Below are 23,900 nucleotides of genomic sequence, written 5' to 3'. Positions count from 1 at the left end.
CGCGCCACGGCTGCCCGGGTTTCCGGCCCTCGCCCCGGGTCCGCTCGCCGGAGCTTGCCCAGGTCGCCTTGACCGTGGCCTTGATCACTGGGACGACCGGCTCCGGGTGGCGGTCCTTGTAGTCGTCCATCGCGGCGAGGAAGTCGTCCGGGACGCTGCCGCCGCGGAGAGGTCTGCCAGCTCTGCCAGCCGCTGGGCTGGGGCTCCCGAGCGTTCGTGGACAGGGGCCTTGCCGCCCCACCTGGCCCGGGCCAGCGGTCACGGTGCCGCGTCGAAAGGACCTAGCTTGGCCAGTGCGGTGGCGCTCGGGCTGCCGGGATCTGCGGTGTAGAGCACCAGCCGCAGGCTGGTGCCGGGCATGAGCAGGGTCTGACGGTCCAGTTCCAGCTCGCCGACTTCGGGATGCTGCAGGCGTTTGCGCAGGGTCGGCCGGGGGTGCACGTCGTGGCTGCGCCAGCCGGCGACGAAGTCCGGGTTGTGTGCGGCGTACTCGTTGACCAGCTCGCCCAGCGCACGGTCCGCCGGGTGGCGGGCGCCGGCCGCGCGCAGGTGGGCGGCGGACTGCCGGGCGAAGTCGCCTTCCGCGCCGGCAGGGGCCGAGCAGAGGGTGCCGCTCAACCGGATGGCGAGGCGCACGGTGTTGCGCTCGTGGACGGACAACTGCGCGAAGTCGATGATCAACGCGGCCGCCGCAGCGTTCCAGGCCACGATGTCCTCCAGGTCGTTCACCACATAGGCGGGAATCGGCCCGAGCCGATGCAGCAGTCGGTGCGCATCGGCAGGCACCGGCGCGCGATCGGCTTCCGTACTGGGCGGGATCTGCCCGGCCAGCCGTGCCAGGTGCTCACGCTCTGTGTCGGTGAGGCGCAGTGCCGTGCCCAGTGCGGACAGCACCTGCGGCGACGGACGCGGCGCGCGGGCCTGCTCCAGTCGCTCGTAGTAGCTCGTGGACACCCCGGCCAGGGCGGCCACCTCTTCCCGCCGCAGCCCGGGGGTACGCCGGGCACGCAGGCCGGGTGGGTGGACAGCTGTGGCCGGCATCTGGGCCGGGCGCAGCGCTTCCCGTCGGCGGCGCAGGAAGTCGGCCAGATCTGCTCTGCTCACCCGGCCAGGTTGGCACAGCGGCACTCGGCTTAGCCACGGACCAGTGGTCCGGGGCTCACTGGTGCGTTCCACGGCACTGCCTCGTGCACGCACTCTGATGCGGTCACACGTCCTGCAGAACGCTGGAGAATCACCGTGTCACCACGCACTTCCGAAGAGACCTTCCGCCGGCTGCTGGAGCTGCTGCTGGCCAAAGACATGGATGCCGTCGCCGATCTGTGGGCGGAGTACGGCACCGCCGAGTTCCCCTTCGCCCAGGGTGCCTCACCGAGACGGCTGACCGGACGTGAGGCCGTCCGGGGATATCTGGCCGGCTACCCGGACCTGATGGACGTGCAGGCGATCCCGGCCCTCACCGTGCGTCACACGGACCAGCCGGACACCATCGTGGTGGAGTTCACCGCGCGCGGCCGCACGGTGGCCACCGATGCGCCGTACCAGTTGGACTACATCACGGTGCTCGCCACCCACCAGGGCCTGATCACCCGTTATCGGGACTACTGGAACCCGCTGGCGGCCGCCTCAGCGGCCGGCACGCTGCCCGAACTGCTCGGCTCGCTGCGCTCGCAGGCCACGCGATGACCGGCGTGCTGATCACCGGCGGCACCGGGAAGACCGGAAGCACCCTGGCCGAACTGCTCCGCAGGAGTGGTGTGCCGGTCCGGGTGGCAAGCCGCATCCCAGCGGCCGATGCCCCGGACGCTGTTCGGTTCGACTGGAGAGATCCGGCCACCCATCCGGCCGCATTGCACGGGATGGACCGGGTCTACCTGGTGCCTCCGGTAGACACCACAGATCCGATGCCGCTGGTCGAACCGTTCTTGGCCGAGGCCGACCGCCTCGGCGTGCGCCGGGTGGTGCTGCTCGGTGCCGCCATCGTGCTGCCCGGTGCCGCCAGCGCGCTGGAACTGGCCGCGCGCGTGCGGGCCCGGCCGGGATGGGTGGTGCTGCGCCCCTCCGGGTTCATGCAGAACTTCTTGGCCCCTCACCCGCTGGGTGAGGGGATCCGGCGACGCGGTGAGATCCGCACAGCTGCCGGAACCGGCCGGGTGGGCTGGATCGACGCTCGAGACATCGCGGCGGTGGCCGCCGTGCTACTGACCGGGCCGTATGGCCACCCCGACGACCGGCGTGACTACCTGCTCACCGGGCCGAAGGCGCTGAATTACCAGGACGCGGCACAGATCATCACCCTCCACACCGGCCGGCCGGTCCGGGTCGTGCCCGTCGGGGTCGCCGAGCAGGCGGACGCCTACCGTGCGTCCGGCATGCCGGACGCCTTCGCGGCCGCCCTGGCCGCCGTCGACGTCGGCATCCGAACCGGCCGGGACGCCCGCGTCAGCACCGCGGTGCTGGACTTGACCGGCCGCCCGCCCCGTACCTTCGCCGAGTTCGTCCAGGACCACGCACCCCAGTGGGCGGACGTCGGGACACTCGAAGACTGACCGGCACCTGTGCCGGCCCCGGCGTGAACTCCTCCTCGGACCAGCTCGTGAGGTCGGCCGCCCATGGTGCTCAACCCGTCAGATCAACTGACAATGCACCCGCTGAAGTGCTCAGTCACACCGAGGTTCGCGGGCTGTCTCCGTGGTCGGCGTCGGCGACGGTGCCGTCCTTGATGTACCGGGCGAGGACCGCGTCGACCGCGCCGCAGGCAGACACGGCCGCGAACAGGCTGCCCGCAACGCCCCAGGGGCGGCGCCGTACGACGATCACATCAGGGTGGGCGGGCACGGTCACTTCCAGGTGCGGTCGAGGAAATCGGCGATCAGCGGAGCGATCTGCGGCAGGTGGGTTTCCAGGGCGAAGTGCCCGGTGTCGAGAAGGTGGACTTCAGCGTCGGGCAGATCCCGGAGGTAGGCGTGGGCTCCGGGTGCGAGGAAGAAGGGGTCGTGGGCTCCCCAGGTGATCAGGGCGGGCGGCATGTTCCGGCGCAGCCACGCCTGCCAGCGTCCGTAGCTGTCGATGTTCGTGCGGTAGTCGAAGAAGAGCGCCCGTTGGGCTTCCTTACGGCCCGGCTGGTCCAGGAAGTGCTGATCGAGGGTCCAACTGTCCGGGGTGAGGAGCTCGGGGTCGGTGACGCCGGCCTCGTACTGGTAGCGGGTACCGGGCAGGGTGAACAGGTCGCCGAGCGCAGCCTCGGTGCCGGGCTCCTGGGGATCCGCGAGGAGCACGCCGCGGGCCGCGTCCGACAGCCCGTCCTCATAGGCGTTGCCGTTCTGCACGACGAGACCCGCGATCCACTCGGGGGAGCGTTCGGCGAGACGGAAGCCCACCGGTGCGCCGAAGTCGAACACGTACATCACGAAGCGGTCGAGGCCGAGCTGCCGGACGAACCCCTCGGTGACGTCGGCGAGCCGGTCGAACGAGTAGGTGAAGCCGTCCGGGACCTGGGTGTGGCCGAAGCCCGGGTAGTCCGGCGCGATCAGCCGGTAGCGGGAGCCCAGCACGTCGATGAGACGGCGGAACTGATGCGACCCGGACGGGAAACCGTGCAGAAGCAACAGCACGGGAGCGTCGGCCCGGTCGGGCAGGGACTCGCGGTAGAAGACCCGGACCCCGTCGACCTCCACATGGCGATGGACGGTACTGGCGACTGAAACAGACACGTCTAATCCCTTCACTGGCGATGGATGCGTTAGACATGACCAGACTAACGGGTTAATGAGGGGATGTAGGATTAGTTGCATGAGCGCGCTTGTACCTCCGATCGGAGAACCGCTGGCCCTGGACCTGGTCAACACCCGCCCGGCCACCGGCGACTTGCTTGCCGCCCCCGACGACCTGCGCACATGGTGGGCCCTCCAGACCGAGCGCCTCCCGGACGCAGCACCCGAACAGGTCACGGCCGCGGATCTGGCCGCCGTCCAGGCCGTACGCGAACACACCGCCCGCGCCCTCGCCCACCTACGCCGGGGCGAGAAGCCCATGACTGACGACCTGGCAGCCCTCAATGAGGCGCAACGCGCCGCACCCTCGATCAGCGAGCTGGCGTGGGACGGATCTGCGGTGACCGCCACGCGCAGACGCGACGGATCACCAGGCCAGCGCCTGGCCGCCTGGCTCGCGGAGGCTGCCGCCGAACTTCTGGCCGATCCGGCGGTCACCAAGATCCGGGAGTGCGAGGCACACGACTGCGTGCTGCTCTTCCTGCCCGCCCACCCCCGCCGCCGCTGGTGCTCGGCCGCCCGCTGCGGCAACCGCGTGCGCGTCGCCCGTCACTACCAGCGGCACAAGAACGGATAGCCCCCGCCCCTTCCCGCCTTGGGTGTGCATCAGAGATGCAGCAGGACAGGTCCGTCATCCGGTACCGCCACGGACGGCGGCCAATGAGGTGCTCTCAGCGGCCTTCTGACGGGCTCTCTCAGCCGACGATGCGAGCCGTGGCAAGGTCAGCGAGGATCTGATCTACGGTCTGGTGGGGTGTCTGGTCCGACGTGTCCAGCCAGAGCCCGCGGAGCGGGGTGTCACGGCGTAGGGCGTCGTCCAGGAGGTCGACCGTCCAGGGGCCGCCGTAGCCGTTCTTGTGGCGGCCGGCCTCACGCGCTGCGAGTGCTTCGGGGCGGGGGGCAAGGACGACCAGATACAGGGGCCTCGCGGTCACGGCATCAAGGTAGGCATCCAAATGCTCGCCGAGAACGATGTCTTGGACGACGACGGTCCATCCCGCCTGCGCGTACAGGTCTGCGACCGCAGCGGAGGCCTGGTAGCGCAGTCGCAGCTGAGCCGTTGCCTCGGCGGTCGGCTGGGGCGTGAACTCCTCGCGACCGGACACGATCATCCGCCGGAAGCTGTCGCCGCGCAGGTGCACGGAGCGTGGGAGCCGCTCGGCCAGCAGCTGGGCGACAGTGGACTTCCCTGACGCCATGGCTCCGGTGACGAGCACGACTGCGGAACTGAGCTCCTGCACTGTTGGCCCCTGTCGTGGTGCACCTGCGTCAGAACTACCGTGAAATCCCTGGCGGGACAGGCCTCACCACGAGATCATGTCCGTAACCGCCCAAGGCTTCACATTGGTTGCCTATGTTGCCACGCTGGATGTCCCACGCCAGGTCGTGGACCACCTCGCCGTCTGCCGGCCGCGCGTCGAGACCGGATCGGCACTCCGACGGCTCGCGGGCGCTCGGACCGTTCCGGCAGGCCGTGCTGGTGTTGCGCTGGTTCCGGGAGCGTGGCTGCGTGCACTACCTGGCCCGAACACCCGCCCTCACAGTGCGCCAGCAAAATACGATGACAAGTCACATAGCGGCCGCCCCGAGTGCTATCGCTTCACCCGCGAATCGGGCGCGCTTGCCGGTGCTGTTTTCGAGGTGAGGACCGGCTGGTAGCGCGTCGGTGAGTCAGCGATGCCGCTTTGAAAGCCCCATGCAGATGCCAGCCAGCACCGCAAGTATGGCAATGACGAGCAGGACCGCCCCCGTGGCGCCACCGGGGAACCAAGAGGATGCCTGAGGTGCGTGGACGAAGGGCCGGCGCTCAGTTGCCGACCCTCCGCTCAGCATGTCGTCGCTCTACCTCTCACCCTTCTTCTTCGCGTCCCGCCGCTGGCGGAACATAGTCCCCACGGCAACTCCGACCACGGCGATAACTCCCAGGATGATGGTCGCCATCATGGAACCGTTGATCGGCGTGAAGGCCAGGGTGTCCATTTGAACTCCTCTTTACGGGAAACTGCCCGAGATTCCGATACCGCCCCCGACATCGAGCGCGGTATACCCTGCGGCGAGGCCGATTCCGGTCTTACCTCCGATGCCTGCAGACGCTGCAAGAACTCCTACTCCACCGGTCGCCGCGCCTAGAATTCCGGTGGCGACGGTCTGTCCGACAGAGTTTCCCTGCATAATCGAGCCGGTGACGCCGAGGCCCACTGAGGCGGCCGCCAAGCCGATGCCGAGCGGACCGCTCGCGAACGCCCCTGCGACTGAGGCGCCGACGCCTGCGGCTCTGGCCCACTGGCCGCCGTCCCAGCCCAGGAAGTCCAGGCCCCTGGGGTCGACGCGGTTGATGGGATCGCCGCCCGCGTAGAGATAGGCGTTCTCTTCCTGGCCGGAGGGGTCGGGCTGGGTGAAGCGGCCGAGGGTGGGGTCGTAGTAGCGGTGCCCCATCTTGTACAGACCCGCCAGGTCGTACAGGCGCGCCGGGTCGGCGTATGCGCCGGCGAATCGGTAGGACGTGCGCTTGCCGGTGCCGTGCGTTAGGTGTGGGTGCGCTCGCCGGTGGCGTCGGCGAGGCCGAGGACTGCTGGAGGCCAAGAAGCGGTGGCCCGCCCACCTACCTCCTCCCCAGACCGAACCTATTCGTCAGCAGAGAGACTCCTGCCAGCCCCAGCGCTGCTGCGGCGATGTACATCCACACGCTTCCACCAGCCGCAATCACCAGTAAAACACCCACGATGATGCAGGCCACCGCCAGCATCACGAGGGGTAGCGACCTGTTGTTCGTGTCTGACACTGCATCTCCTGAGAGACCGGCTGCGGGCGTGACTTCGAGTCACACCCGCAGGAACTTGCTATTCCATGGTCACGAAGGACACGACACCGGCTGCAGCCCCTACAGCACCGCAACCGGCACCGACGGGCGTCGGCCCAGCGGCTGCCGCGCAGACAGCAGTGCCCACCGTATCGACTGTCGCCCCCTTGTTGACCTTCTTCCTTACTTCCTTCGATGCGCACACCACGCCGCCGGCAGCCTTCCCAAGGGCGTTGACGCAAAAGCACAGACCAGATGGATCAGCAGGGTTGATAGGGTCTCCGCTCACGTAGAGGTAGGGGTTGGTTTCCTGCCCCGACGGGTCGGGTTGGGTGAAGCGGCCGAGGGTGGGGTCGTAGTAGCGGTGCTCCATCTCGTACAGACCCGTTGGGTCGGCGTACGCGCCCGCTCTTGCGCCGACCCATTCACCTACAGCCGAAGTCGGTACCACTCCTCCTGACGTAGGCAGCAAAGATGCCCGCCCAATGTTCAAAAATGAACCCAGGCAGGCACCTTGGGCCGCTACTTCTTTTCCCTCTTGTAACTCCAGTAGGCCAGGATGATGGCAGCCACGAGAACGAAACCTCCCAGGGCCCAAGTAGCTACTGGATTGCCGAATCCGATTCCGGACGTCGCAGTAATCATTTCCCTCCTAGAGCCATGAGCCAGTGATTCCGACGCCTCCCAGGTAACCGCCGACCGCGTAGCCGACGTCAGCCGCCTTCGCGGCCTTCCGCCGCGGCCGGTGTCGCCTGCGTGGCCCTAGCCGGCCATCAGCACGCCTGGGTCATCCGCTCGTCCGCCGACCGGTTGCGTGAACTCGGCCTTCCGTGCTCGCAGGAAGCCCTGAAGTGCTTCGTCGTCGTGCACCGCACAGCATGAAGCCCCGCAGTACTGCGCCGTGAGCGGAGTGGTACTCGGGAACGTGAAAGGCGGCCACGGCCGTTCAGCGCGAACACGCACGCTCAACAAGCGAGCGGTGTCCGCAATTTGCCCGGCCGCGGCTCCATCGCAGGACTGTGGTGCGCTGGGCGTTGCCGGCATGGCGACCTGCCCACAGTCTGTCCAACCGTGGCCCATCACAGGCAGGAGGGCCTGGTCCTGCTGCTGGCCGAGGCTTCCCGCCCACGGCCACCCGATGGACACGATGACTGCCTCTCAGGCGTTCTCGTCATGGATCCGCGCGCCCAGGTCCTCCGCCCACTCCAGCGCCCACGCCTTGAGTTCTTCGATCTGTCGGGAGGTGAGCCCCGTACGCCGAGTAGTCCTCATCCTCGTACCAGTCCGCGCCGATCAGCCGGTCCCGGAGGTCTTCGAGGCTGAACTCGTCGTGGGCACGACGGCGGCCCAGGGACTCGAGGTCGGCGGTGGAGCGGTGGCGGGAGGCAGCCTGGACGTCGATGAGGTCGCGGACGGTGCCGCGGTCGGCGAGGGCACGGACCTTGGTGCCGATCACGTCATCGAGGGAAAGAACGGGGCCGTAGGGGGTCTGGGCGGGCGGAGCCCAGAACGCCTCCTTGAGGACGTCGACCTCGCACTCCTCGCCGGTGTCCGGATCGGTGACGAGGAACCGGCCGCTGAGCGGATCGGTCTGGACGTGCGTGGTCCGCCATCCGCGTGCACTGAGGCCTGCTGTGAGTGAGGCGACGATCTCCTGCATCGGAGCGGGGTTCTCGGTGGCGACGTCGAGATCACGGCTGAAGCGTTCGACCAGGCCGTGGGCCTGCACGGCGTATCCGCCGGTGAGGACCAGAGGGTAGGGGGAGCCGAGGTCGAGGATGTCGGCGAGGAGACGCTCGTGGAGCGGAGTGAGCTTCACGCGGCGGTCGTGTCGGCCGGAGCGGTGCCGAGCAGCTCAGGGAAGGCGTCCTCCCAGACCTCTCGGATGTAGGGGCTGATCAGGCGCCGCAGCACGGGCCTGCTCGGTGAGCAGCCGGTGGTGCAGGAGGGCCGCCAGGTCCTCACGCAGTCCTTCGGCGAGGACGGTCCGGTAAAGCGTCATTCGGGACTTCGGACGGTCCAGGCTGTAGCTCGTCCGCCCGGACCAGACGATGTGGAGCGGCAGATCCAAGTTGCCCTCGACAGGACCGGCCAGCTCCTGCAAGTGCTTGGGCAATCGGCCACGGTAGCGATCCCGCAGCACCTCGGCGCGGGGGGCGGTGATCGTCGTGTCCATGCATCCAGTATGGCTGCTGGGGGCGATGGCATGGCCGATATGGGGGCTCCCCCGTCGTACGTACGGGTCGGGTGCCGACCACCCTTCCTGGGAGATCTGATCCAGTGGCCGCGGCATCGACTACCCGCACCGGCCCCAGGTGGACGGCAACCGGCTGCCCTGCAGACCCGAGTCCGTCCCTGCTTACGGGCGCGGGTGATCATGGAGCAGCAGGTCACGCGGACGGCCGCCGCAGTGGAGTCAGCTGCGACTTCCGCCTCGGTGTCGGAGTGACGAGGGTGCCTAACCTTGCGCTTTCACGAAGCGGGCTGTCCGACAGGCGATCAGGTAAGCAGAAAGCGCCTCTGACCATCGAGAATGAGGATTGCTGAGGTCCTTGTTCCCGCTCCTGTCGGAGGCACTTTCCGGGTGAAGCAGCCTACCCCCGGGTCCTACCCCCATGTCCATGTCCATGATGACGGCCGAGCCGTGGGCTCCCAGGCCGGATCGGTCCTACTGGTCGAACCAGTCCGCAAGACCGGTCTGGATCAAGCGATATCACAGGTGCTGGTGCCGTGGCGCAACCGCAGGCCCTCCACGACCCGGGCAAGGTCCTGCTGGACGTCGCCCTGGCGGTCACACTGGGCGGGGACTGCCTCGCGGACGTCGCGACGCTGCGGTGCGAGCCGGCCGTCTTCGGCCCGGTCGTCTCCGACCCAACCGTCTCCCGCCTCATCGACACCCTCGCCGCCTCCGACGAGAAGGTCCTGCAGGCCATCCGGTCCGCACGGTCCGAAGTCCGGCAACGGGTCTGGATGCTCCGGACGCCAACGGACAGGTCATGGTCGACCTCGTCGGCGTCCTGGTGATCGCGCACTCCGACAAACAGGACGCGGCCGCGACCTGGAAGAAGACTAGGTTCTGTAAGACCGGCCACACCAAAAGAAGGTGATCGCAGCAAGCAGCGCGATCAACCGGCCCTTATTCGAACCCTTCTCCTGAGTTGGTTGAGTTACGGGGCGGTGCCCGCCCCGGCCTACTGTCTGCGTCGAAACTGAACCAGCACCAATACTGTTGCGGACACGCCTAGGACACTAAGGAACAGGAAGCCCCAATGCTCGCCCATGATGGACGCTCCTGAAGAGAGGATGCACAGAACGAGTACCGTCCAGACGCAGACTTTCCAGGTTCGGCTCTCACGCAAATCTCCTGAGCTTCGCATGCACACTTCCCCTCACTCTTACTATGTTGTTCGGGGTGGAGACGATCATCCGTCGCCTCCACCCTGAGCATCTCCTAAGCGATGTGTCGCCCGACTACCACTCCAACCCCGAAGGCGCCGCCGACGAAACCGCCGATGCCGACGCCGACCCCGCAGGCTTGGGGACCGAAGAAGCACGCACCGCCTCCGATACCGGCTCCGGCACCGGCAGACCCACCGATGATGCTGATATCCGTCACCAGGTCGTCGATGCTGTAAAGGCCGCTAGGGTCGATGCCGTTGACGGGGTCGCCTTCGGCGTACAGGTAGGCGTTCTTCTCCTGGCCGGAGGGGTCGGGTTGGGTGAAGCGGCCGAGGGTGGGGTCGTAGTAGCGGTGGCCCATCTTGTACAGGCCGGTCGGGTCCGCTTACGCACCCGCATAGCGGTACGGCTGGGGAACGGACTCCGTGGGTGTGGTGCGCGGGAGACCGGTGGGGCCGAAGGCGTAGGTGTGCGTCCGCTTGCCGGTGCTGTCGGCGAGGCCGAGGACGTTGCCGGTGGCGTCGGTGAGGTAGTAGTAGGACTTCCCCCCAGTCGTCATGGAGTTCAACGTGCCCGCCGGTTCGCGGATGAATCCGGTGTCCACACCGCTGGTGGTCGTGGAGGCGAGGCCGAGGGCCGTGTGGTGGAACCACGTGTCGCCTAGCTTGGTGCGCTCCGCGTTGGTGGTGCCGGCGTGGACCAGGTCGTAGGTTGTGCCGCCCGAGGTGATGCCGGCCAGCTGGCTGTAGTCGGTCCACGACTCGCCGGTACGCGGGGTGGTGTCGGCTGCGGCGGTTTCGTTGCCGAGCTTGTCGTAGGACCAGCCGGTGGTGGTCCCGTTCTTGCCGGTCAGCTCGCTGGCGTCGTTGTACGTGTATGTGGTGCCGCCGGGGCAGGTGTTCTTGCTGCCATCGCGGCTGGTGAGGTTGCCGGCCTTGTCGAAGCAGTAGAGCCACGACGCCTTCCGGGCGCCCGCTGCGTCGGCTTCCAGGGCGTAGGTGAGGCGGTCCTGGGAGTCGTAGGTGTAGGTGGTCTTGTACTGGGTGAGGTTGTCGGTGCGGGTGCGGATCTTGGTGGTGTCCTTGCCCGCGCTTGTGTAGCTGTAGGTCAGGTCGATGAAGGTCTGGGTGCCGGAGGTGGTCTTGATCTTTTCCGGGCGGCCGTTCTTGTCGATGGTGACCGTCTGGGTGGTGCCGCCGGGGTAGACGGTCTTGGTGCGCTTGTCGTTGTTGTTGTAGTCGAAGTCGGTCTTCTTTCCGTCCGGCGCCGTCAGGTGGTCGAGGCGGCCGGCCTTGTCCCAGGTGTAGTCCGTCGTCCCGGTCGGATCGAGGTAGTAGTCGACGTCACCACCAGGGGTATAGGCGAGGACCGTCTGGGCGCCGTTTTGCAGGGTTCGGCGCTTCTCGCGGTTGAGCTTGTCGTACTCCCAGGTGGTGGTGCCGGAGGCGTCGGTGCGGGTGGTGACGTTGCCGTCGCCGTCGTAGGTGAACGTGACGGTGGAGTGGGTGGAGGAGACCTCACGGACGCGGTCACGGTTGTCGTAGACGTAGACAGTCTTGATGCCACGGCCGTCGGTGACGGTCTCCACCCGGCCCAGCGCGTCGTAGGTGTTGGTCGTCTCCCCCAGCGGCGCCGGCGGCTTCACCTTCCACAGGTTGCCCTGGTCGTCGTAGGTGAAGGAGGTGACCTTGCCGTTGCCGTCCTCGGCGGTGCAGCGCTGGCCCTCGAAGCCGCCGCACTTGGGGGTGGCTTCGTTGTAGGTGTACTCGCGGGTGCCGCCGGCGGTGCCCGACGTCGTCACCGACATCGTGTTGCCGTTGGCGTCGTACTTGAACGAGTCCTTGCGGCCGTCCGCGGTGGTGAAGTCGTTGGGCAGTTCGGTGCCCGCGATCGTCTGGTACGCCGTCACGGATGCCGTCGCGCCCATCGGCAGTTTCTGGGAGATGGCGTTGTTGCGGCCGTCCCAGCCGTACGTCGTCGTGTTGCCGCCGGTGCCATCGGCGCCGGTGCCCATCGCGTCAGTTGCGGTCTGGGTGAGGTGGTTCTTGTACGTCGCGTGGCGGGAGTGACCGAGTGGGTCGGTGACCTTGGTGACCTCACCATCGGCGTTGTGGACGTACTTGGTGGCGTCGCCGTCGGGGTCAGTGACCGTCGTCGTGCCCGCGTCCGCCGGGGTGGCCGCGCTGTAGTCGTAGCGCCAGGTCGGGCCCGTGTGACCGGTCGACGAGGACTCGGTGGCGCGTTGCATGGAGGTGACGCGGTTGTGACTGTCGTAGGTGAACAGGGTGGCGGTGCCCTCGGGCGTGGTCACCTTCGTCACGCGGCGGGAGGAGTCGTAGTCGTAGGTGGTGGCTTTGCCGGCGGTGTCGGTGACCTTGGCGAGGTTGCCCGCGCTGTCGAGGTCGAGGACGGCGGTGCGGCCGGTGTGGTCCTTGGCCTGCCACTGGTTCGGGTAGGTCTTGACCAGGTCGATCCAGCGGCCGGAGCGGGTCTCGGTGAGCTTGAAGCCCTTGTGCTCCGCGCCTTCGTCGTGCTGGTCGACGGTGATCGTGCCCTTGTTCTTGTCCGTGACCTTGGTGAGGGTGCCGTACTCGTTGTAGGTGTCCTTGGTGCCGGACTTGCGGTCGGTGAGGGTGTAGGTGCCGTCCGCGTTCTTCTTCAGGTCCTTCGAGTAGCCGGCCGGGGTGGTGTAGGTGCCGTCCGTCTTGGCGGTGAAGCGCAGCAGGTTGCCGGTGGCATCGAAGACGTCGACCTCGCCGTCGCCCACCTGCAGGTAGCGCTCGTAGGCCTGCCACCAGCGCTGCGACACCTTCCCCCACGGCGCTTCGAGGGAGTTGTAGGTACGGGTGAGCTGGAGTTTCTGGCCGACACCGGCGATGTCGAAGTCCGTCGCCGCCAGCATCAGGTTGCCGTTGGAGATGTCCATGCGCGCCACGAGGGCGTCGTTGAGGCGGGTGTCGAGGATCTGATGCCAGGGCACCTCGCCCTGTCCCTCGGGCAGATAGTCGGACGCCGCGGCGGCAGCGGCAGCCGCCGAGCGGGACGCCGGGCTCTGGGCCGGTGCCTCGCCCGTGGCACGGCCCTTCTGCGCCGCCCGCCAGGCCGCGACCTCGGCCGACGGCTTGACCTCAACCTCCGAGTCCGGGGCCTTGATCGTGCCGGCCGGTGTCGCGGCTGCGTCGATCTTGGTCGGCTTCGTCCACGGGCTCTCCGGCTCCGGGAGTTCCGGCTTCGGTGCCGCCGCCAAGCCGGGAGCGGCGGCGATCACCACGGCAGCCGTGGTGATCGCCGATATCAGAGCAGTTCTGTGTGTTCTCCGGGCACGCCGAAACGGCGTGCCTCCAGCACGCGGGTGCATCAGCTTCCCCCCACAGGAAGTCAGACGGGCAGTCAGAACAGGTGACTCAGACGGTCACCAGCGGCACACAAGTTGTCACAAGAAGTGCACAAATCGGCGCGGCGTCCCCCCGAACGCCCGTGACATGCGGTCCGGAATCAGCCCCGCCGCTTCAGCGCGGCAAACCGGACCTAACCACCCTGACCACCCTGCAGTCCGGGCGGAATTGATGGTTCTGTTACCACTCATCGGCGATACCTTGACCGAAACCTTGTGACCTGGGCCTCCTTCATTAAAGGGGAGGTCAGCGGGTGTTTTGTTTCGGCCAGGTTCAGGCCTGCCTCCTACGGGCTCGGACGGCGCTCAGTGGCCGTCGTCGCCGGTCATGGACGGAAAGCGCTGTCCAGGCAAGTTGTCTCAGAGCGTGCGGCGGACGTGAGGCTCTCCTGCATGCACGGCTTCACGGAATGCACACTTTCCTCGTCCTGCATGCGTGGTCCCCCAGCCCGCGGCAACCACCCCTGCTGTGAAGGACGTTCTTCCCCGATGAACGCACTGGGCAGACGCATGCCCTGCTCCAGCCCAAGCCGCCACCCCTCCCCCGCCACGCACCGGACCACCCGCGCCGTGCAGCGGACCGGACGCCTGCTGTGCTGGAGCCTCGCCGCCGGCATGACCACCGCCGCCACCGACCTGCTCCTCGAGCCCCAGGCACCGTGGTGGGGCACCGTCTGGCTCCTGCCCTGGTATCTCACCTGCCTTGCCATACCGGCGTGGGCCGTCCTGCGTGCCCGCGAAAAGACCACCCGGGGCACGCCTGGCCAGCACGACACACACGACGACTGGGACCAGGCCGCGTGAACGAACACGGCGCGCCGTAGCGGACCGACAGGGGCAGCATGGCCCTGGGTTCCGGAATACACGGGTGCTTGCGGGCTGCGGGCTGCGGGCGCGGGCAGTGCGACCGGGCGGTCGCCGTCGATCTGGCCGAGCGCCATGAGGCCGGCGGGTACCGGCGCAGCATGCCTCATAGCTGGCGCGCGAGCACTCAGTGCGCCCATGGGCGCGGCCGTGCCCGGTACGAGCAGGAGGAGGTCGGTGCGGGTCAGTGAGGAAGCGTCCGGGTGTGGAAGGAGGGTTGGTGTTGTCCACCAGAGGGGCGGCTGGCTCTGTTCACACGAGCGGGAAGCCCTTCGGAAGGCATGCGATAGCTGCGCGGTGCGAGACCTGTCGGAGGGCAGGTTCGATTCACCGCCTGTTTGGCCTTGGGCTCAGTGCTGGTGCCACACCAGCGTGTAGCGCCAGAACAGCCGGCGGCGCAGTCGTGCACCGGGCAGTACATGCCGGGTTTCACGGTCGATCTCGGCGAAGCCCATGGTCGCCGGCCGAACTGGCGCCGTCATCGAAGCCGGCGGCAATGCCGTGCGGCCCTTGTTCTTGATCCATCCCGTGGCGGCGTTCAGCGGAAGGGCGGCGGCGCTGAGCAGATGGTCACCGGGGGTTTGCGCGTGCCAGAGCCCGACGACCACCAATGTCCCCCCAGGGGCCAAATGCCGGCGGAAGTGGGCGAGGGCGTCGTTGAACGGCAGATGGTGAAGGGCCGCGACACAGGTGATGACGTCGTAGGAGGCAGCAGGGATACCGGTGAGCGCGTCCGCGGTGGTGAAGGTCACCGGAGCGTCCGGAGGGGTCATCGCCTGGGCGCGGGCGACGGTTGCCGGATCGGAGTCGATCGCGTCCACGGCCGCGGCGCGCGTGGCCATGAGCCGGGCCAGGTCGCCGGTGCCGGAGCCGACGTCCAGAGCGGTGCCGAAGCTCCTGGGGAGCTGCCGCATGATCCACCGGTGGTAGTGGGCGTTGTGGTCCCAGGGGTGGGCGGCGTTGAACCGGTCGAGGGCATGGAGGAAACGGTGCGGCAGCGTCGTCATGTCGGTGAGTCCATCAGGATCGTCTCCTCGCCGGTGGCCCCAGCATCGAGGATGTTTGCCTGAGTCTTTGAGCTGCGGTCCGCCGGGTGCCTCCCGTCCTCTTGAACATCGGTTTCGGCCGGGTCGGTCTGCCTTCCGAGAGGATGAAGCACCTGCTGCCGTAGTCGGCCGACAAGGCCGGGTCGCCGGAGCGGGTGTGATCCCGTTCCTCACGCATGTGCCGCCGTCAGGCGAGGGCGCTGCCGACGGCTTCTGCCAGCGTGTCCGCCGACTCCGGGGTCAGGCGGTAAAAGCCCTGAAGGCTGACGGAGTTCTCGAGGCGGCCGTCCACCACGTACTTCAGGTTGCGGGTCTGGTCTCGGCGGTTGCGCCAGGCCAGCCTCCCGAGCAGTTCTCCGGGGACCGGCACGTCGAAGCGTACGGGTGTCGCGTCCACGTGTACCGCCTGCGCGCCGCAGCCACCGGCTCCGAGCATCGACCAGTCATCGTGCCCGGGATACGCAGGGTCCTCCCACGTTGCGGGAGCTGGGCCGCAGCAGCCGCGTCGCTCGCGGTCGACCACGCGCATCCGGCTCACCACGAACACCTCGCGCCGGTTGACATGCAGCGCGTACACCTCGTCTCCGGAACGAGCACCCGTCCACGCGGGCAGGGAGGTGTGAACGCCGCTGAAGGCGACCGGTGGCCGCTCCCCTGCTCGGCCCGCCTTGCGCAGCGCACGGCACGTGTCATGGGTCCACAAGACGGTGAAAGCATCGGGCATGCCCTGATCCTATGAACGGGCACTGACAGCGCTTCCCACCGTGCCCGAGGCGGGAGCCGCTGCCCGTGCTGTTGCGCAGGGTTCTCCTCCGGCCGACGCTCGGCGTTCCTCGAGCGCCCGGCTCCCGCGGCACCGGAGCGCGGAGGCCCCGGCCGACGCGCACCGCCTACCAAGGCCGTGCTCCGGTCCCCCGGCCGCGCACCGCGCCGCCCGCCCCGTCCCTTTCCCGTTTCCTATCTCTTTTCCTTCGGCCGGGGCCGGCGCAGGGGGTGCAGAGGGGGATGCCGGGCTCCCGGCCATGCGACTGTGTGCGTGGTGACCTGCGGCTATGCCAGCAAGTGGTGGGCGGGTGGGGACAGTTGTCGGTGGGGTTGTCGGTCAGGTCCGTGGTGGGATTGCGGGCGTGGTCGGGGGCGGTGTTGTCACTTCGTGACCGTGATCGGGCCTTGGTGGTCGGCCCTCGGCGGCCAGTCCGAGGGCGGACAGCTCTGCGGCGTAGTACTGCCCTCTGGCCGGGGTCGGCTCGTGCCCAGGACGTCGCGCGCACCTCACCCAGCGGTCAGCGTGCGGCCCGTTCACGGATGCACGCCCGCCGCCGGCGCCAGGACCTCCGCGAGCGCGGCGGTCGCGGAGCGGGCGAGGGGGTGGTCCGGCCGGTGTTGCGCAAGGCGCCCGTGTGACGTGGCGTCCGAGCAGCAGTGTGCGGGGCTCGGTGAGGGGAGCGGTGATGGCGTCGGTGGTGGCGCGGACCTTGTACAGGACCAGGAGAGCGGCAGCGAGCACAGCCGGTCTCATCAACTTCTGGTGTATCTCCAGAGGATGGGGCCCCGACCGGGTGGCCGGGTCCCTTCCACTGGTAGGCGACGGTTCAGCTCAGCGAGGTCGGGCGGCGCGGGGGCGGCACCGCCCGCAGAAGCTCCCACAGGGGGCGTGAGCCGGCTGCCCATACGGCCAGGGTCTGGCGGTCGACGACGTGCAGCCGCTGCTGCCTGGCGAAGGTGGCGGCGGGGTCGGTCACCCGACCGTTTGTGATGATCACTGCGACGTCGGCGCCGTGTACCTGGCGGGCGGTGCCGTTGAGGACCTGGAGGTCGGGTGTGCCCACCGGTGAGCCCTGAGCGCCGTTGCGGCGGTGTTTGCACTGGATGACCCAGCGCCGCCCGTAGGGGTCGGTGGCTTTCACGTCGGCGCCCAGGTCGCCGCGGCCGCCGACCCGCTGGGCATCCCGGCAGCCGTCACGCTGCATGAGTTCTCGTACGGCGTCCTCGAAGCGTGTGTGGTGCAGGGCGTCCAGCTGCGGCAGGCCGTAGCGCAGGCCCTGGGCACGCACCGCCTCCCAGCGGGTTTGCTGCTGGCGGTGGTAGAGCCAGCCGGCGCCCGCCAGGGCGGCGAGGACCAGGGCAACGACGAGGACCCACCAGTGGGCCAGCAGCCAGTTGACGACCATCACGACCAGCGTGATGCCGGCGGCGGCTGCCGCGGCGTAGGCGAGCAGCTGGGCGTCGCGCTGCTGCTGCCTGCGGGAGGGCCGTCGGCTGCGCCGCCGCGCGGGCGGCCTCCGGCGGGTCACCGCTCCCACCGGATCGGGTACGAGATGGTGGGACGCGGCTGCGGCGCCCGCACGGCGGGAGCGTCCTCGAAGCGGATCGGGTACTGGACCGTGGTCAGCGGCCGCGGGGTATCCCCTCCGCCCGCGGAGATGTTGCTGTTGCCCAGGCCGACCACGGCCAAGGCCACCACGCTGAAGATCATCGTTTCTCGTCTTGCACCCGGCGCCCACCGCGAATGCGCGCGGACCCGTGTCCCGTCAGAACGCACGTACGACCGCACTAAAGGCATGCACGCCTCCCCCTCGTCACAACTTCCCCCACACCAGGCCATGCTGCCAGCAGCCACTGACAAAGCGTCAGCACATCAGCACCCCGGGTGATCAAGAAAGGGGAGAACAGGCCAGGCCAGACAAGACGCGGGCCCCCCAGCGCCGGCTACCGAGCACGTCTGTGGCCAACATCGCTTGACTGGGCGTGGAGTCGCCGCGCCGGTGCCGGTTCCTGGCCTCGGTCGTCAGCCGAGCACGCCACGGATAGGCAGACGCCGTGTCAAGACCAGGAGTCGTTTCATGAGGCTCTCCAGTTGCTGCGGTCTCAGGTGGCTGCGGAGCTAGCGCGCTTCAACCGCACTTCTGGCTTCACAGAACCTCCACGATCGGGCTCTGTGCGTACTACAGTTTTCTCCGCGCGACTCGTCCACTTGTGTCGCGCATGGGGGCAGGTGATACGGAGTCCTCCGTATGCCCAAGGTGCACTGTTGGGGGCTTTGTGCAGGAAATGATCAAGGGTTCGAACGTGGCCCTCGCGGATCTGAGCGACAACGTTGGTTCAGTGGTTGTCAGCCTGGGCTGGGTCAGCCCTACGGGTGAGGGTGACGCGGACGTGTCGGTCCTGCTCCTGGACGCGAACGGCAAGGTGCGCAGCGACAGCGACTTCTACTTCTACAACCATCCGGTGGCCGCTGATGGAAGCGTGCAGCTTCTGGGCAAGACGCCGACGTCGGACGGCAGCGAGGACCGGATCAGCTTCGATCTGACCGCGGTACCGCCCGGCGTTGACCGGATCGTCGTCGCGGCGAGCAGGTACGACGGGGCCCGCTTCGGTGAACTGGAGGACGTACGGATCACGCTGGCCGACGCCGCTGGTGACAGTCTCCTGCGCTTCGCCGTCGACGATGTCGGCTCGGTCGGGGCGGTGATCTTCGGCGAGTTGTACCGGCGGGGCGAGGACTGGAAGTTCCGTGCTGTCGGGCAGGGCTACGAAACCGGGCTTGCCGGGCTGGCGACGGACTTCGGTGTCGACATCGATGACGACGCGGCTGAGGAGGCGGCAGCAGCGCTCGACACCGCCGAAGTCGGCGAGCAGGCGATTGCAACGGCTTCGGCATCGGTCGAGGAGCAGGCCCAGAAGGCGGCCCTGGAGGCCATTCCCGCTCCTCGCCGGCCTGAGGCGGAAGCAGCCGAGCCGAAGAGGCCGACCGCTCGCCCCCGCACGGCCAAGAAGAAGGTCATCCTTCCCAAGACGGTGAAGAAGTCCCTGGCGGAGAACGACTCCTGGAAGGAGGCCAGACTTTTCCCCGTCTCGGTACTCAAGAGCGACCGGGACCGCGAGATGCGTGCCACCTCGGTGCTGCTGTCGGTGATGGCGCAGGTGCCAGAGTTCAGCAGGAGGCTGACTGCAGGGTTCGGAGCTCCGGCAGGCCGCATGGAGACGTTCACGGAGGTCTCCTTGCCCCACGGTGACAGCCCGCGGCGCCCGGACGGGGTGATCCGCGTGGAACGAGCGGGCAAGTTGTGGACCGCGCTGGTCGAAACGAAGACCAACGGCAATCCGCTCAAGCCAGACCAGGTACAGGCCTACATGGACATCGCAGCGCGCCGTGGTTACGAGGCAGTGATCACACTGACGAACGATGTCGCGCTGGAAGGCAGCCCCCTCGTCGACGTCAAAGTCGACAAGCGCCGCAAGCACAAAGTGGCCCTCTGGCATCTGTCCTGGGCGGAAGTCGCCCATCAGGCGCAGATGCTGATCAGACACGAGGGAGTGAGCAACGCCGCGCACGCCTGGCTGCTGCAAGAACTGCTGCACTACCTGCAGCACGACAACTCCGGATGCCACGGCTTCCAGAACATGGGCCCTGCCTGGGTCCCCGTGCGCAACGGCATCGACGACGAAACCCTCTGCCAGGGCGACACCCGGGCGCTGGAAGTGGTCGAGAACTGGGAGCGGCTCATCCGCCAGGTCTGCCTCAGGCTGGGCGGCGAACTCGGGCAGAAGGTACTCCCCGTTCAGCGCGCCAAACGCGGAACCAATCCCAAGGAACGCCGAGACCGCCTCGCGGACCAACTCTGCCTCGACGGACGGCTCCAGGCGGAAGTGCGCATCGACAACACCCCCGGCGTGCTCTCCGTCAGCGCCGACCTGCGCACCGGCAGACTGCGCACCTCCATCGAAATCCCCGCCCCCCAGCAGGGCTATCCACTCAGCTGGGCCAAGCGACTCGTCCGACGCCTGGCCGAGGCACCAGCGGACCTGCATATCGAAACCCTCACCGACAGCGAAACGGGAGGTCCCCGCGGAACCCTGGAACGCCTCCGCCCCGAACCAGCGGACCTCCTCCCCAAGGAAAACAGCACCAAGATCACCGGGTTCCGTCTGTCCCTGCTCAAAAGCATGGGAAGCGGCCGCGGCAGCGCCGAGACCGGCTTCATCCGCAGCGTCGACGACGCCGTACACCGCTTCTACACCACCGTCGTCGCCCACCTCGACGCCCCGGCAGCGCACCGGACTTCATCTCGGGAGCGCGCCACGACCGCATGACGCCAGGATCCAGGTGCGGGGCCAGCGTCTGGGTTCCGTGAGCTGTTCTCTTTCGCATGCCCGCACCCCGCCGACAAGAGGACACCTCACACCGGCGCCACGTAACGGGTGGCATTGGGACGAGGCAGGCCAGAGTGTCGAGGAGCCCATCCCGACGAGGACCATCAGCAGGCTGAACAAGGGAGCCGGCTATGTGCAGTCAGGAGGCGGCCGTTGCACCTGCTCAGAAGCGGAGCAGGTGCAACCGGGCGAAGTGATCTCGATGAAGAGCAGTGAACGCGCTGGGACCATCAGCTTTACCAAGGTGCAAGAAAGGGCGCCCGATCTGTTCAGCCTGTACAAGGCGGCGGGTGCCAGCGTGCTCAGATGGTGCTCCTGGCGAGGAGTGTGCCCCTGTACGGCGTTCACGGCACCCTTTACGGCCTGGGCGCACAATGAGCTGCTGCAGGAACTGACCCAATGCGCCGCCCAGGGCTCAGCCCGTTTGCCCCGACGGCCTCCTGCCGAGGCCGTCGGTCGGGAAAGCATCCCAGCACGGGACGCCTCCCCCACAGACCCGGAACGTCTCGGAGCGGGCCGGCAGACTCACCGGCCGGTCAGACGAAGAACAGGCGGCCGGTGAACGGGGCGGGTTCGCGGAGTTCCCCGACTCCACCTCTGCACGGCCCGCCCCACCACGTTGTTCAGGACTCCCCCGAAGGCGGCGTCGACGGCGCACTGGGCAAGTGGCGACACAGAGGGAGCAGCCCATGGAAGACGAGCCCCTCGACGAGTGGGCAGTCCGCCGTGCTCAGCGCCGCCCTGCGCCGGGCGAGCGTCGCGCCGTTCCGCTCGGTGAGGAGACCCAGCGCGGCACCCACGTCGATCCTGACGTGCCCCGCGGCATCCAGGCACGCCCAGCTCGGGCTCGCCCACGGCCTGGCGGGCCCGCTCGTCCTTCTCGCCCTGACCACCCGCGCCGGCTACACCGTCGACGGCCAGCACGCAGCACTCGACGCCAGCGGGGCGATCGGCTGGCCGGGCCTGTGCCGCCGACTCCGTGCCGTACAACCCTCGCGGCTCGTCCCGAGTCTGACGCCGCGATGAGGTGAGGGCCTGCCCTCGAGGCACTGGGCCACGGCCGGGCGCAGAGATGGCATACGATCCGCATACCCCATGTAAAGATCCAGTAAGAGGATGTACACGTCATGACTGTCCGTGCCCCCTATCGTTCCCTTCGCGGCATATCCGCCGTTGCCGCCCTGCTCGCGATCGGCGCGGTGGGGTGCTCGGACGTCACCGACGCCGTCGACAGCGCCAAGGACGGCGCGAAGAAGGTGGCCCGCCAGCGCTCGGTGTTCTCGCTGGACACCGGTGACTGCTACAACCCGTCCGGCAAGGCCGAGGGGACGGCGTACACCGTCGAGATCGTGCCCTGCGACGAGGCGCACGAAGGCCAGGTCGTGGGCGAATTCAAAATCGACGAGGGCAATAAGTACCCCGGCGACGACGGTGTCTCGGCGGTCGCGGACACCCGCTGCCCGCTCGAGGCGCAGAAGTACGCCCCGGACACCTGGGCGCTCCCCAAGGGCGCCGAGCTCTTCTACTACACCCCGACCGCGGAGAGCTGGGCGACGGGCGACCGCTCGGTGAGCTGCACCTACACCGCCGCGAAGGGCGCGCTGAACGGCACGCTGGACACCGCGAACTCCCTCAAGCCCGAGCAGCTCACGTACCTCAAGGGGTCGAACGCGGTCTACGAGGCCCTGTGGGCGAACCAGTCCGAGAAGGACACCGTCGAGGCCGACCTGCCCGGGTACAAGGCGCAGGCCAAGGCTGTCGCGGCCGCTCTCCAGGCCCACGTCGAGGGCCTGAACGGCATCGACGGCGCCGAGGTCGGCACGCTCCGTTCGACGCTGGCGAAGGCGGCCGGCGACTGGCAGAAGGCCGCGGACGCCGCCGACGCCGACACGTTCTACGCCGCCTACGACCCGGCGTTCACCGGCATCGACCCGAACAAGTCGGTCGCCGCCCGCAAGGAGCTGGGCCTGGCCACCACCGTCCCGGCCGAAGAGGCCGAGGTCTGGGCGGGCTGACACATCTGAGGGGCGGGCGCCGGCCGGCAGGCTCGGATCGGCGTCTCCTCCCTGCGGGGGCACATCGAAGATCGCGGGTTGCAGATCATCGGCGAGCAGCTTGAGTGCAGCAGGGTGAAGGTGAACCTTCTCCGACTTCCACGATGATCTCGGAGCCGATGAATTGACCGTCGTCGATCTCATGGCCGCTCTGGAGAATGAGTTCGGCGTGCAAATCCCCGAGGAGTACGAGCGGAAGGGCCATCCCGCAGATCACAGCAGCCGCTTGGGTCGCCGTACCGTCTGTGATCCTCCTGGCTGCCGTGAGCACTGCTGGCACGGCACAGGCAGCGCCCCTTGACCCGCGCCGGGGACAAGTCGATCAACGACGGCGGCGTGAGGATCAATTTCTGGCAGGGAATCTCGGTCACTGACGAGTCAGGTGACTTCTGAGACGTCCGGACGGTTTCTGAACCAGGGGCCAAACGGGCTGGATGGTGGCTCTTCCTTCATCTCTTGACTTCCGTCCACGGCCCACCTGCCCATTCGAGGTTCAGGGAACTGAACGGCGATGTGTGGGCAAGTAGCGGGGTCGGGCGGGTGATCCTGTCCGGCCCCGTTGTCGTCTCGTCAGCCGAAGTCGAGCGCCTCCTGTGCGAAGCCGGCCGGGGCCGGGGTGGGCGGGGGCGGCGGTGGTATGCCGTCCTGGCGCGGGGTCTTCCAGCGCTCGGTCAGCTCGTCCTTCCACCCTTTGGGCGGGTTCCTGTCGCAGCGAAGATTGCGCGTTCTCATCGAACACTGAGTGCCACTCGCGTGGGTCTACTCACCAGACCGCGCAGGATGGCCGCGCCGCTCAACCGGGCGGGGGTGCTGCCAGGGCGAAGTGGCTGGTTCAGTGCGGGATGGCGGAGGGGAGCAGAGGGCTGCCGATGCTTGGCGGTGTCACGGGCAGGTGAGCGGTGATCAGTTTTCCCGTGGCGCGCAGGGCGACGACGACTTTCTCGCTGACGGTCTGGACCAGGTGCAGTCCGTGGCCGCCGATGCGGTGTGGGTCGGCCTTCTTCGGCGTGGGCTGCTCGGTGGAGCTGTCCCACACGGTGATCGTCAGCTCTTGCCTGGACATGCGCAGGGTCATCCCGCAGGCGCCTGGAGCGTGCCGGATGGCGTTGGTGATCAGTTCGCTGGCGGCCAGCTCGGCGTCCATGGCCAGAGCTGGCGGCACCATGGCGTGCCCGGTTCGCGGGGCGTGGGCGAGGAGGGCGCGTACGGACCGGCGGGCGTCCGCAGCCTGCGCCGCGCCATCGTCCCAGGTCGCGCCGTAGTACAGCGGGGTTTCCTTGTCCGTGCCATCTGCCGTTTGTTTGCTCAGCGTGACGACCATGTGGGGTTCTCTCAGTGTGCTCGCCGTTCAGTGGGGGGGTTGTGCTTCGGTCGCGTACCCAGGAGACGTGAGCGCATACCGCGGACACGTCCGAT

20 protein-coding genes and 6 pseudogenes are annotated in these 23,900 nt (G+C 68.1%); 9 read left to right on the top strand and 17 right to left on the bottom strand.

All coding sequences use genetic code 11. The annotated features are described in order from the left end of the window. Positions 1-258 precede the first annotated feature (258 nt). Positions 259-1,104, bottom strand: coding sequence for a helix-turn-helix transcriptional regulator (locus tag SAM23877_RS36045; protein ID WP_053125630.1), 846 nt, complete (start codon positions 1,102-1,104; stop codon positions 259-261). Between the two features lie 135 nt (positions 1,105-1,239). Here SAM23877_RS36045 and SAM23877_RS36040 point away from each other — a divergent pair, with 135 nt between their 5' ends. Continuing rightward, positions 1,240-1,686, top strand: coding sequence for a nuclear transport factor 2 family protein (locus tag SAM23877_RS36040; RefSeq protein ID WP_053125632.1), 447 nt, complete (start codon positions 1,240-1,242; stop codon positions 1,684-1,686). Then, entirely contained in the window at positions 1,683-2,549 is an 867-nt protein-coding gene (locus SAM23877_RS36035; RefSeq protein ID WP_053125634.1) for an NAD(P)H-binding protein, read from the top strand. Before SAM23877_RS36040 ends, SAM23877_RS36035 begins: the two co-directional genes overlap by 4 nt. A gap of 115 nt (positions 2,550-2,664) precedes the next feature. Here SAM23877_RS36035 and SAM23877_RS39915 read toward each other — a convergent pair whose 3' ends face one another. Further along, a complete protein-coding gene (locus SAM23877_RS39915; RefSeq protein ID WP_159041946.1) occupies positions 2,665-2,838 on the bottom strand; it encodes a hypothetical protein in 174 nt (57 codons plus the stop codon). Positions 2,839-2,840: 2 nt separating this feature from the next. Further along, positions 2,841-3,713 (bottom strand): alpha/beta fold hydrolase, encoded by an 873-nt coding sequence (locus SAM23877_RS36030; protein ID WP_244902870.1) that lies wholly within the window; start codon positions 3,711-3,713, stop codon positions 2,841-2,843. A gap of 79 nt (positions 3,714-3,792) precedes the next feature. On the opposite strand from SAM23877_RS36030, the gene SAM23877_RS36025 reads away from it, so the two are divergent. Then, on the top strand, positions 3,793-4,350 hold the full coding sequence (locus tag SAM23877_RS36025) for a CGNR zinc finger domain-containing protein (protein ID WP_053125639.1): 558 nt from the start codon (positions 3,793-3,795) through the stop codon (positions 4,348-4,350). 118 nt (positions 4,351-4,468) lie between these two features. On the opposite strand, the gene SAM23877_RS36020 is transcribed toward SAM23877_RS36025, so the two are convergent. The 7 genes and pseudogenes from SAM23877_RS36020 to SAM23877_RS36000 all read right to left on the bottom strand — a co-directional run bounded on the left by SAM23877_RS36020 (position 4,469) and on the right by SAM23877_RS36000 (position 8,749). Next, positions 4,469-5,014 carry an AAA family ATPase gene (locus SAM23877_RS36020; protein WP_079029934.1) on the bottom strand — a complete coding sequence of 182 codons (546 nt, stop codon included), beginning with the start codon at positions 5,012-5,014 and terminating at the stop codon, positions 4,469-4,471. 601 nt (positions 5,015-5,615) lie between these two features. Next, entirely contained in the window at positions 5,616-5,753 is a 138-nt protein-coding gene (locus tag SAM23877_RS39910) for a hypothetical protein (RefSeq protein WP_159041947.1), read from the bottom strand. Between the two features lie 12 nt (positions 5,754-5,765). Beyond that, entirely contained in the window at positions 5,766-6,356 is a 591-nt protein-coding gene (locus SAM23877_RS36015) for an RHS repeat-associated core domain-containing protein (protein ID WP_244902871.1), read from the bottom strand. Between the two features lie 19 nt (positions 6,357-6,375). Next, the gene (locus SAM23877_RS36010; protein WP_053141961.1) at positions 6,376-6,555 is read right to left on the bottom strand and encodes a hypothetical protein; all 180 of its coding nucleotides are present in this window, start codon (positions 6,553-6,555) and stop codon (positions 6,376-6,378) included. Positions 6,556-6,613: 58 nt separating this feature from the next. Continuing rightward, positions 6,614-6,982, bottom strand: a pseudogene (locus SAM23877_RS41665) (RHS repeat-associated core domain-containing protein); the annotation flags it as partial. A 749-nt stretch (positions 6,983-7,731) separates the two neighbouring features. After that, positions 7,732-8,392, bottom strand: a pseudogene (locus SAM23877_RS36005) (nucleotidyl transferase AbiEii/AbiGii toxin family protein). Further along, a pseudogene (locus tag SAM23877_RS36000) lies at positions 8,389-8,749 on the bottom strand (hypothetical protein). The pseudogenes SAM23877_RS36005 and SAM23877_RS36000 overlap by 4 nt, the downstream one beginning before the upstream one ends. Positions 8,750-9,106: 357 nt before the next feature. Between SAM23877_RS36000 and SAM23877_RS35995 the strand changes: the two are divergent. Continuing rightward, positions 9,107-9,644, top strand: a pseudogene (locus tag SAM23877_RS35995) (transposase); the annotation flags it as partial. 380 nt (positions 9,645-10,024) lie between these two features. Here SAM23877_RS35995 and SAM23877_RS35990 read toward each other — a convergent pair. After that, a pseudogene (locus SAM23877_RS35990) lies at positions 10,025-13,330 on the bottom strand (RHS repeat-associated core domain-containing protein). A gap of 525 nt (positions 13,331-13,855) precedes the next feature. On the opposite strand from SAM23877_RS35990, the gene SAM23877_RS35985 reads away from it, so the two are divergent. Next, positions 13,856-14,170, top strand: coding sequence for a hypothetical protein (locus SAM23877_RS35985; RefSeq protein WP_053125643.1), 315 nt, complete (start codon positions 13,856-13,858; stop codon positions 14,168-14,170). Positions 14,171-14,580: 410 nt separating this feature from the next. Here SAM23877_RS35985 and SAM23877_RS35980 read toward each other — a convergent pair whose 3' ends face one another. From SAM23877_RS35980 to SAM23877_RS35965, 4 genes are all read right to left on the bottom strand, one after another. Further along, entirely contained in the window at positions 14,581-15,237 is a 657-nt protein-coding gene (locus tag SAM23877_RS35980; RefSeq protein WP_053125645.1) for a class I SAM-dependent methyltransferase, read from the bottom strand. 226 nt (positions 15,238-15,463) lie between these two features. Further along, a complete protein-coding gene (locus tag SAM23877_RS35975; protein ID WP_053125647.1) occupies positions 15,464-16,000 on the bottom strand; it encodes a hypothetical protein in 537 nt (178 codons plus the stop codon). A gap of 868 nt (positions 16,001-16,868) precedes the next feature. After that, positions 16,869-17,570 (bottom strand): restriction endonuclease, encoded by a 702-nt coding sequence (locus tag SAM23877_RS35970; RefSeq protein WP_053125649.1) that lies wholly within the window; start codon positions 17,568-17,570, stop codon positions 16,869-16,871. After that, positions 17,567-17,752, bottom strand: coding sequence for a hypothetical protein (locus tag SAM23877_RS35965; RefSeq protein ID WP_053125651.1), 186 nt, complete (start codon positions 17,750-17,752; stop codon positions 17,567-17,569). The genes SAM23877_RS35970 and SAM23877_RS35965 overlap by 4 nt, the downstream gene beginning before the upstream one ends. A 575-nt stretch (positions 17,753-18,327) precedes the next feature. Between SAM23877_RS35965 and SAM23877_RS35960 the strand changes: the two genes are divergently transcribed. The 4 genes and pseudogenes from SAM23877_RS35960 to SAM23877_RS38705 form a co-directional block, all read left to right on the top strand. Beyond that, positions 18,328-20,370, top strand: coding sequence for a TerD family protein (locus SAM23877_RS35960; protein ID WP_174532277.1), 2,043 nt, complete (start codon positions 18,328-18,330; stop codon positions 20,368-20,370). 749 nt (positions 20,371-21,119) lie between these two features. Then, entirely contained in the window at positions 21,120-21,461 is a 342-nt protein-coding gene (locus SAM23877_RS35955) for a DUF6087 family protein (RefSeq protein WP_244902872.1), read from the top strand. 96 nt (positions 21,462-21,557) lie between these two features. Continuing rightward, complete coding sequence (locus tag SAM23877_RS35950; protein ID WP_053125657.1) at positions 21,558-22,445, top strand: septum formation family protein; 888 nt, start codon at positions 21,558-21,560, stop codon at positions 22,443-22,445. 145 nt (positions 22,446-22,590) lie between these two features. Then, positions 22,591-22,785 (top strand): annotated as a pseudogene (locus tag SAM23877_RS38705) (phosphopantetheine-binding protein); the annotation flags it as partial. A gap of 269 nt (positions 22,786-23,054) precedes the next feature. Here SAM23877_RS38705 and SAM23877_RS39905 read toward each other — a convergent pair. Together SAM23877_RS39905 and SAM23877_RS35945 are read right to left on the bottom strand one after the other, a co-directional pair. After that, a complete protein-coding gene (locus SAM23877_RS39905; protein WP_159041948.1) occupies positions 23,055-23,216 on the bottom strand; it encodes a hypothetical protein in 162 nt (53 codons plus the stop codon). A 100-nt stretch (positions 23,217-23,316) separates the two neighbouring features. Then, positions 23,317-23,805: an ATP-binding protein gene (locus SAM23877_RS35945; protein WP_053125658.1), complete on the bottom strand. Its 489-nt coding sequence runs from the start codon at positions 23,803-23,805 to the stop codon at positions 23,317-23,319. Between the last annotated feature and the right edge of the window lie 95 nt (positions 23,806-23,900).

Origin of the sequence: Streptomyces ambofaciens ATCC 23877 (assembly GCF_001267885.1) — a bacterium.
In the GTDB taxonomy this organism is placed as follows: Bacteria; Actinomycetota; Actinomycetes; order Streptomycetales; family Streptomycetaceae; genus Streptomyces; species Streptomyces ambofaciens.
This window is presented reverse-complemented; position numbering and strand designations above follow the sequence as displayed.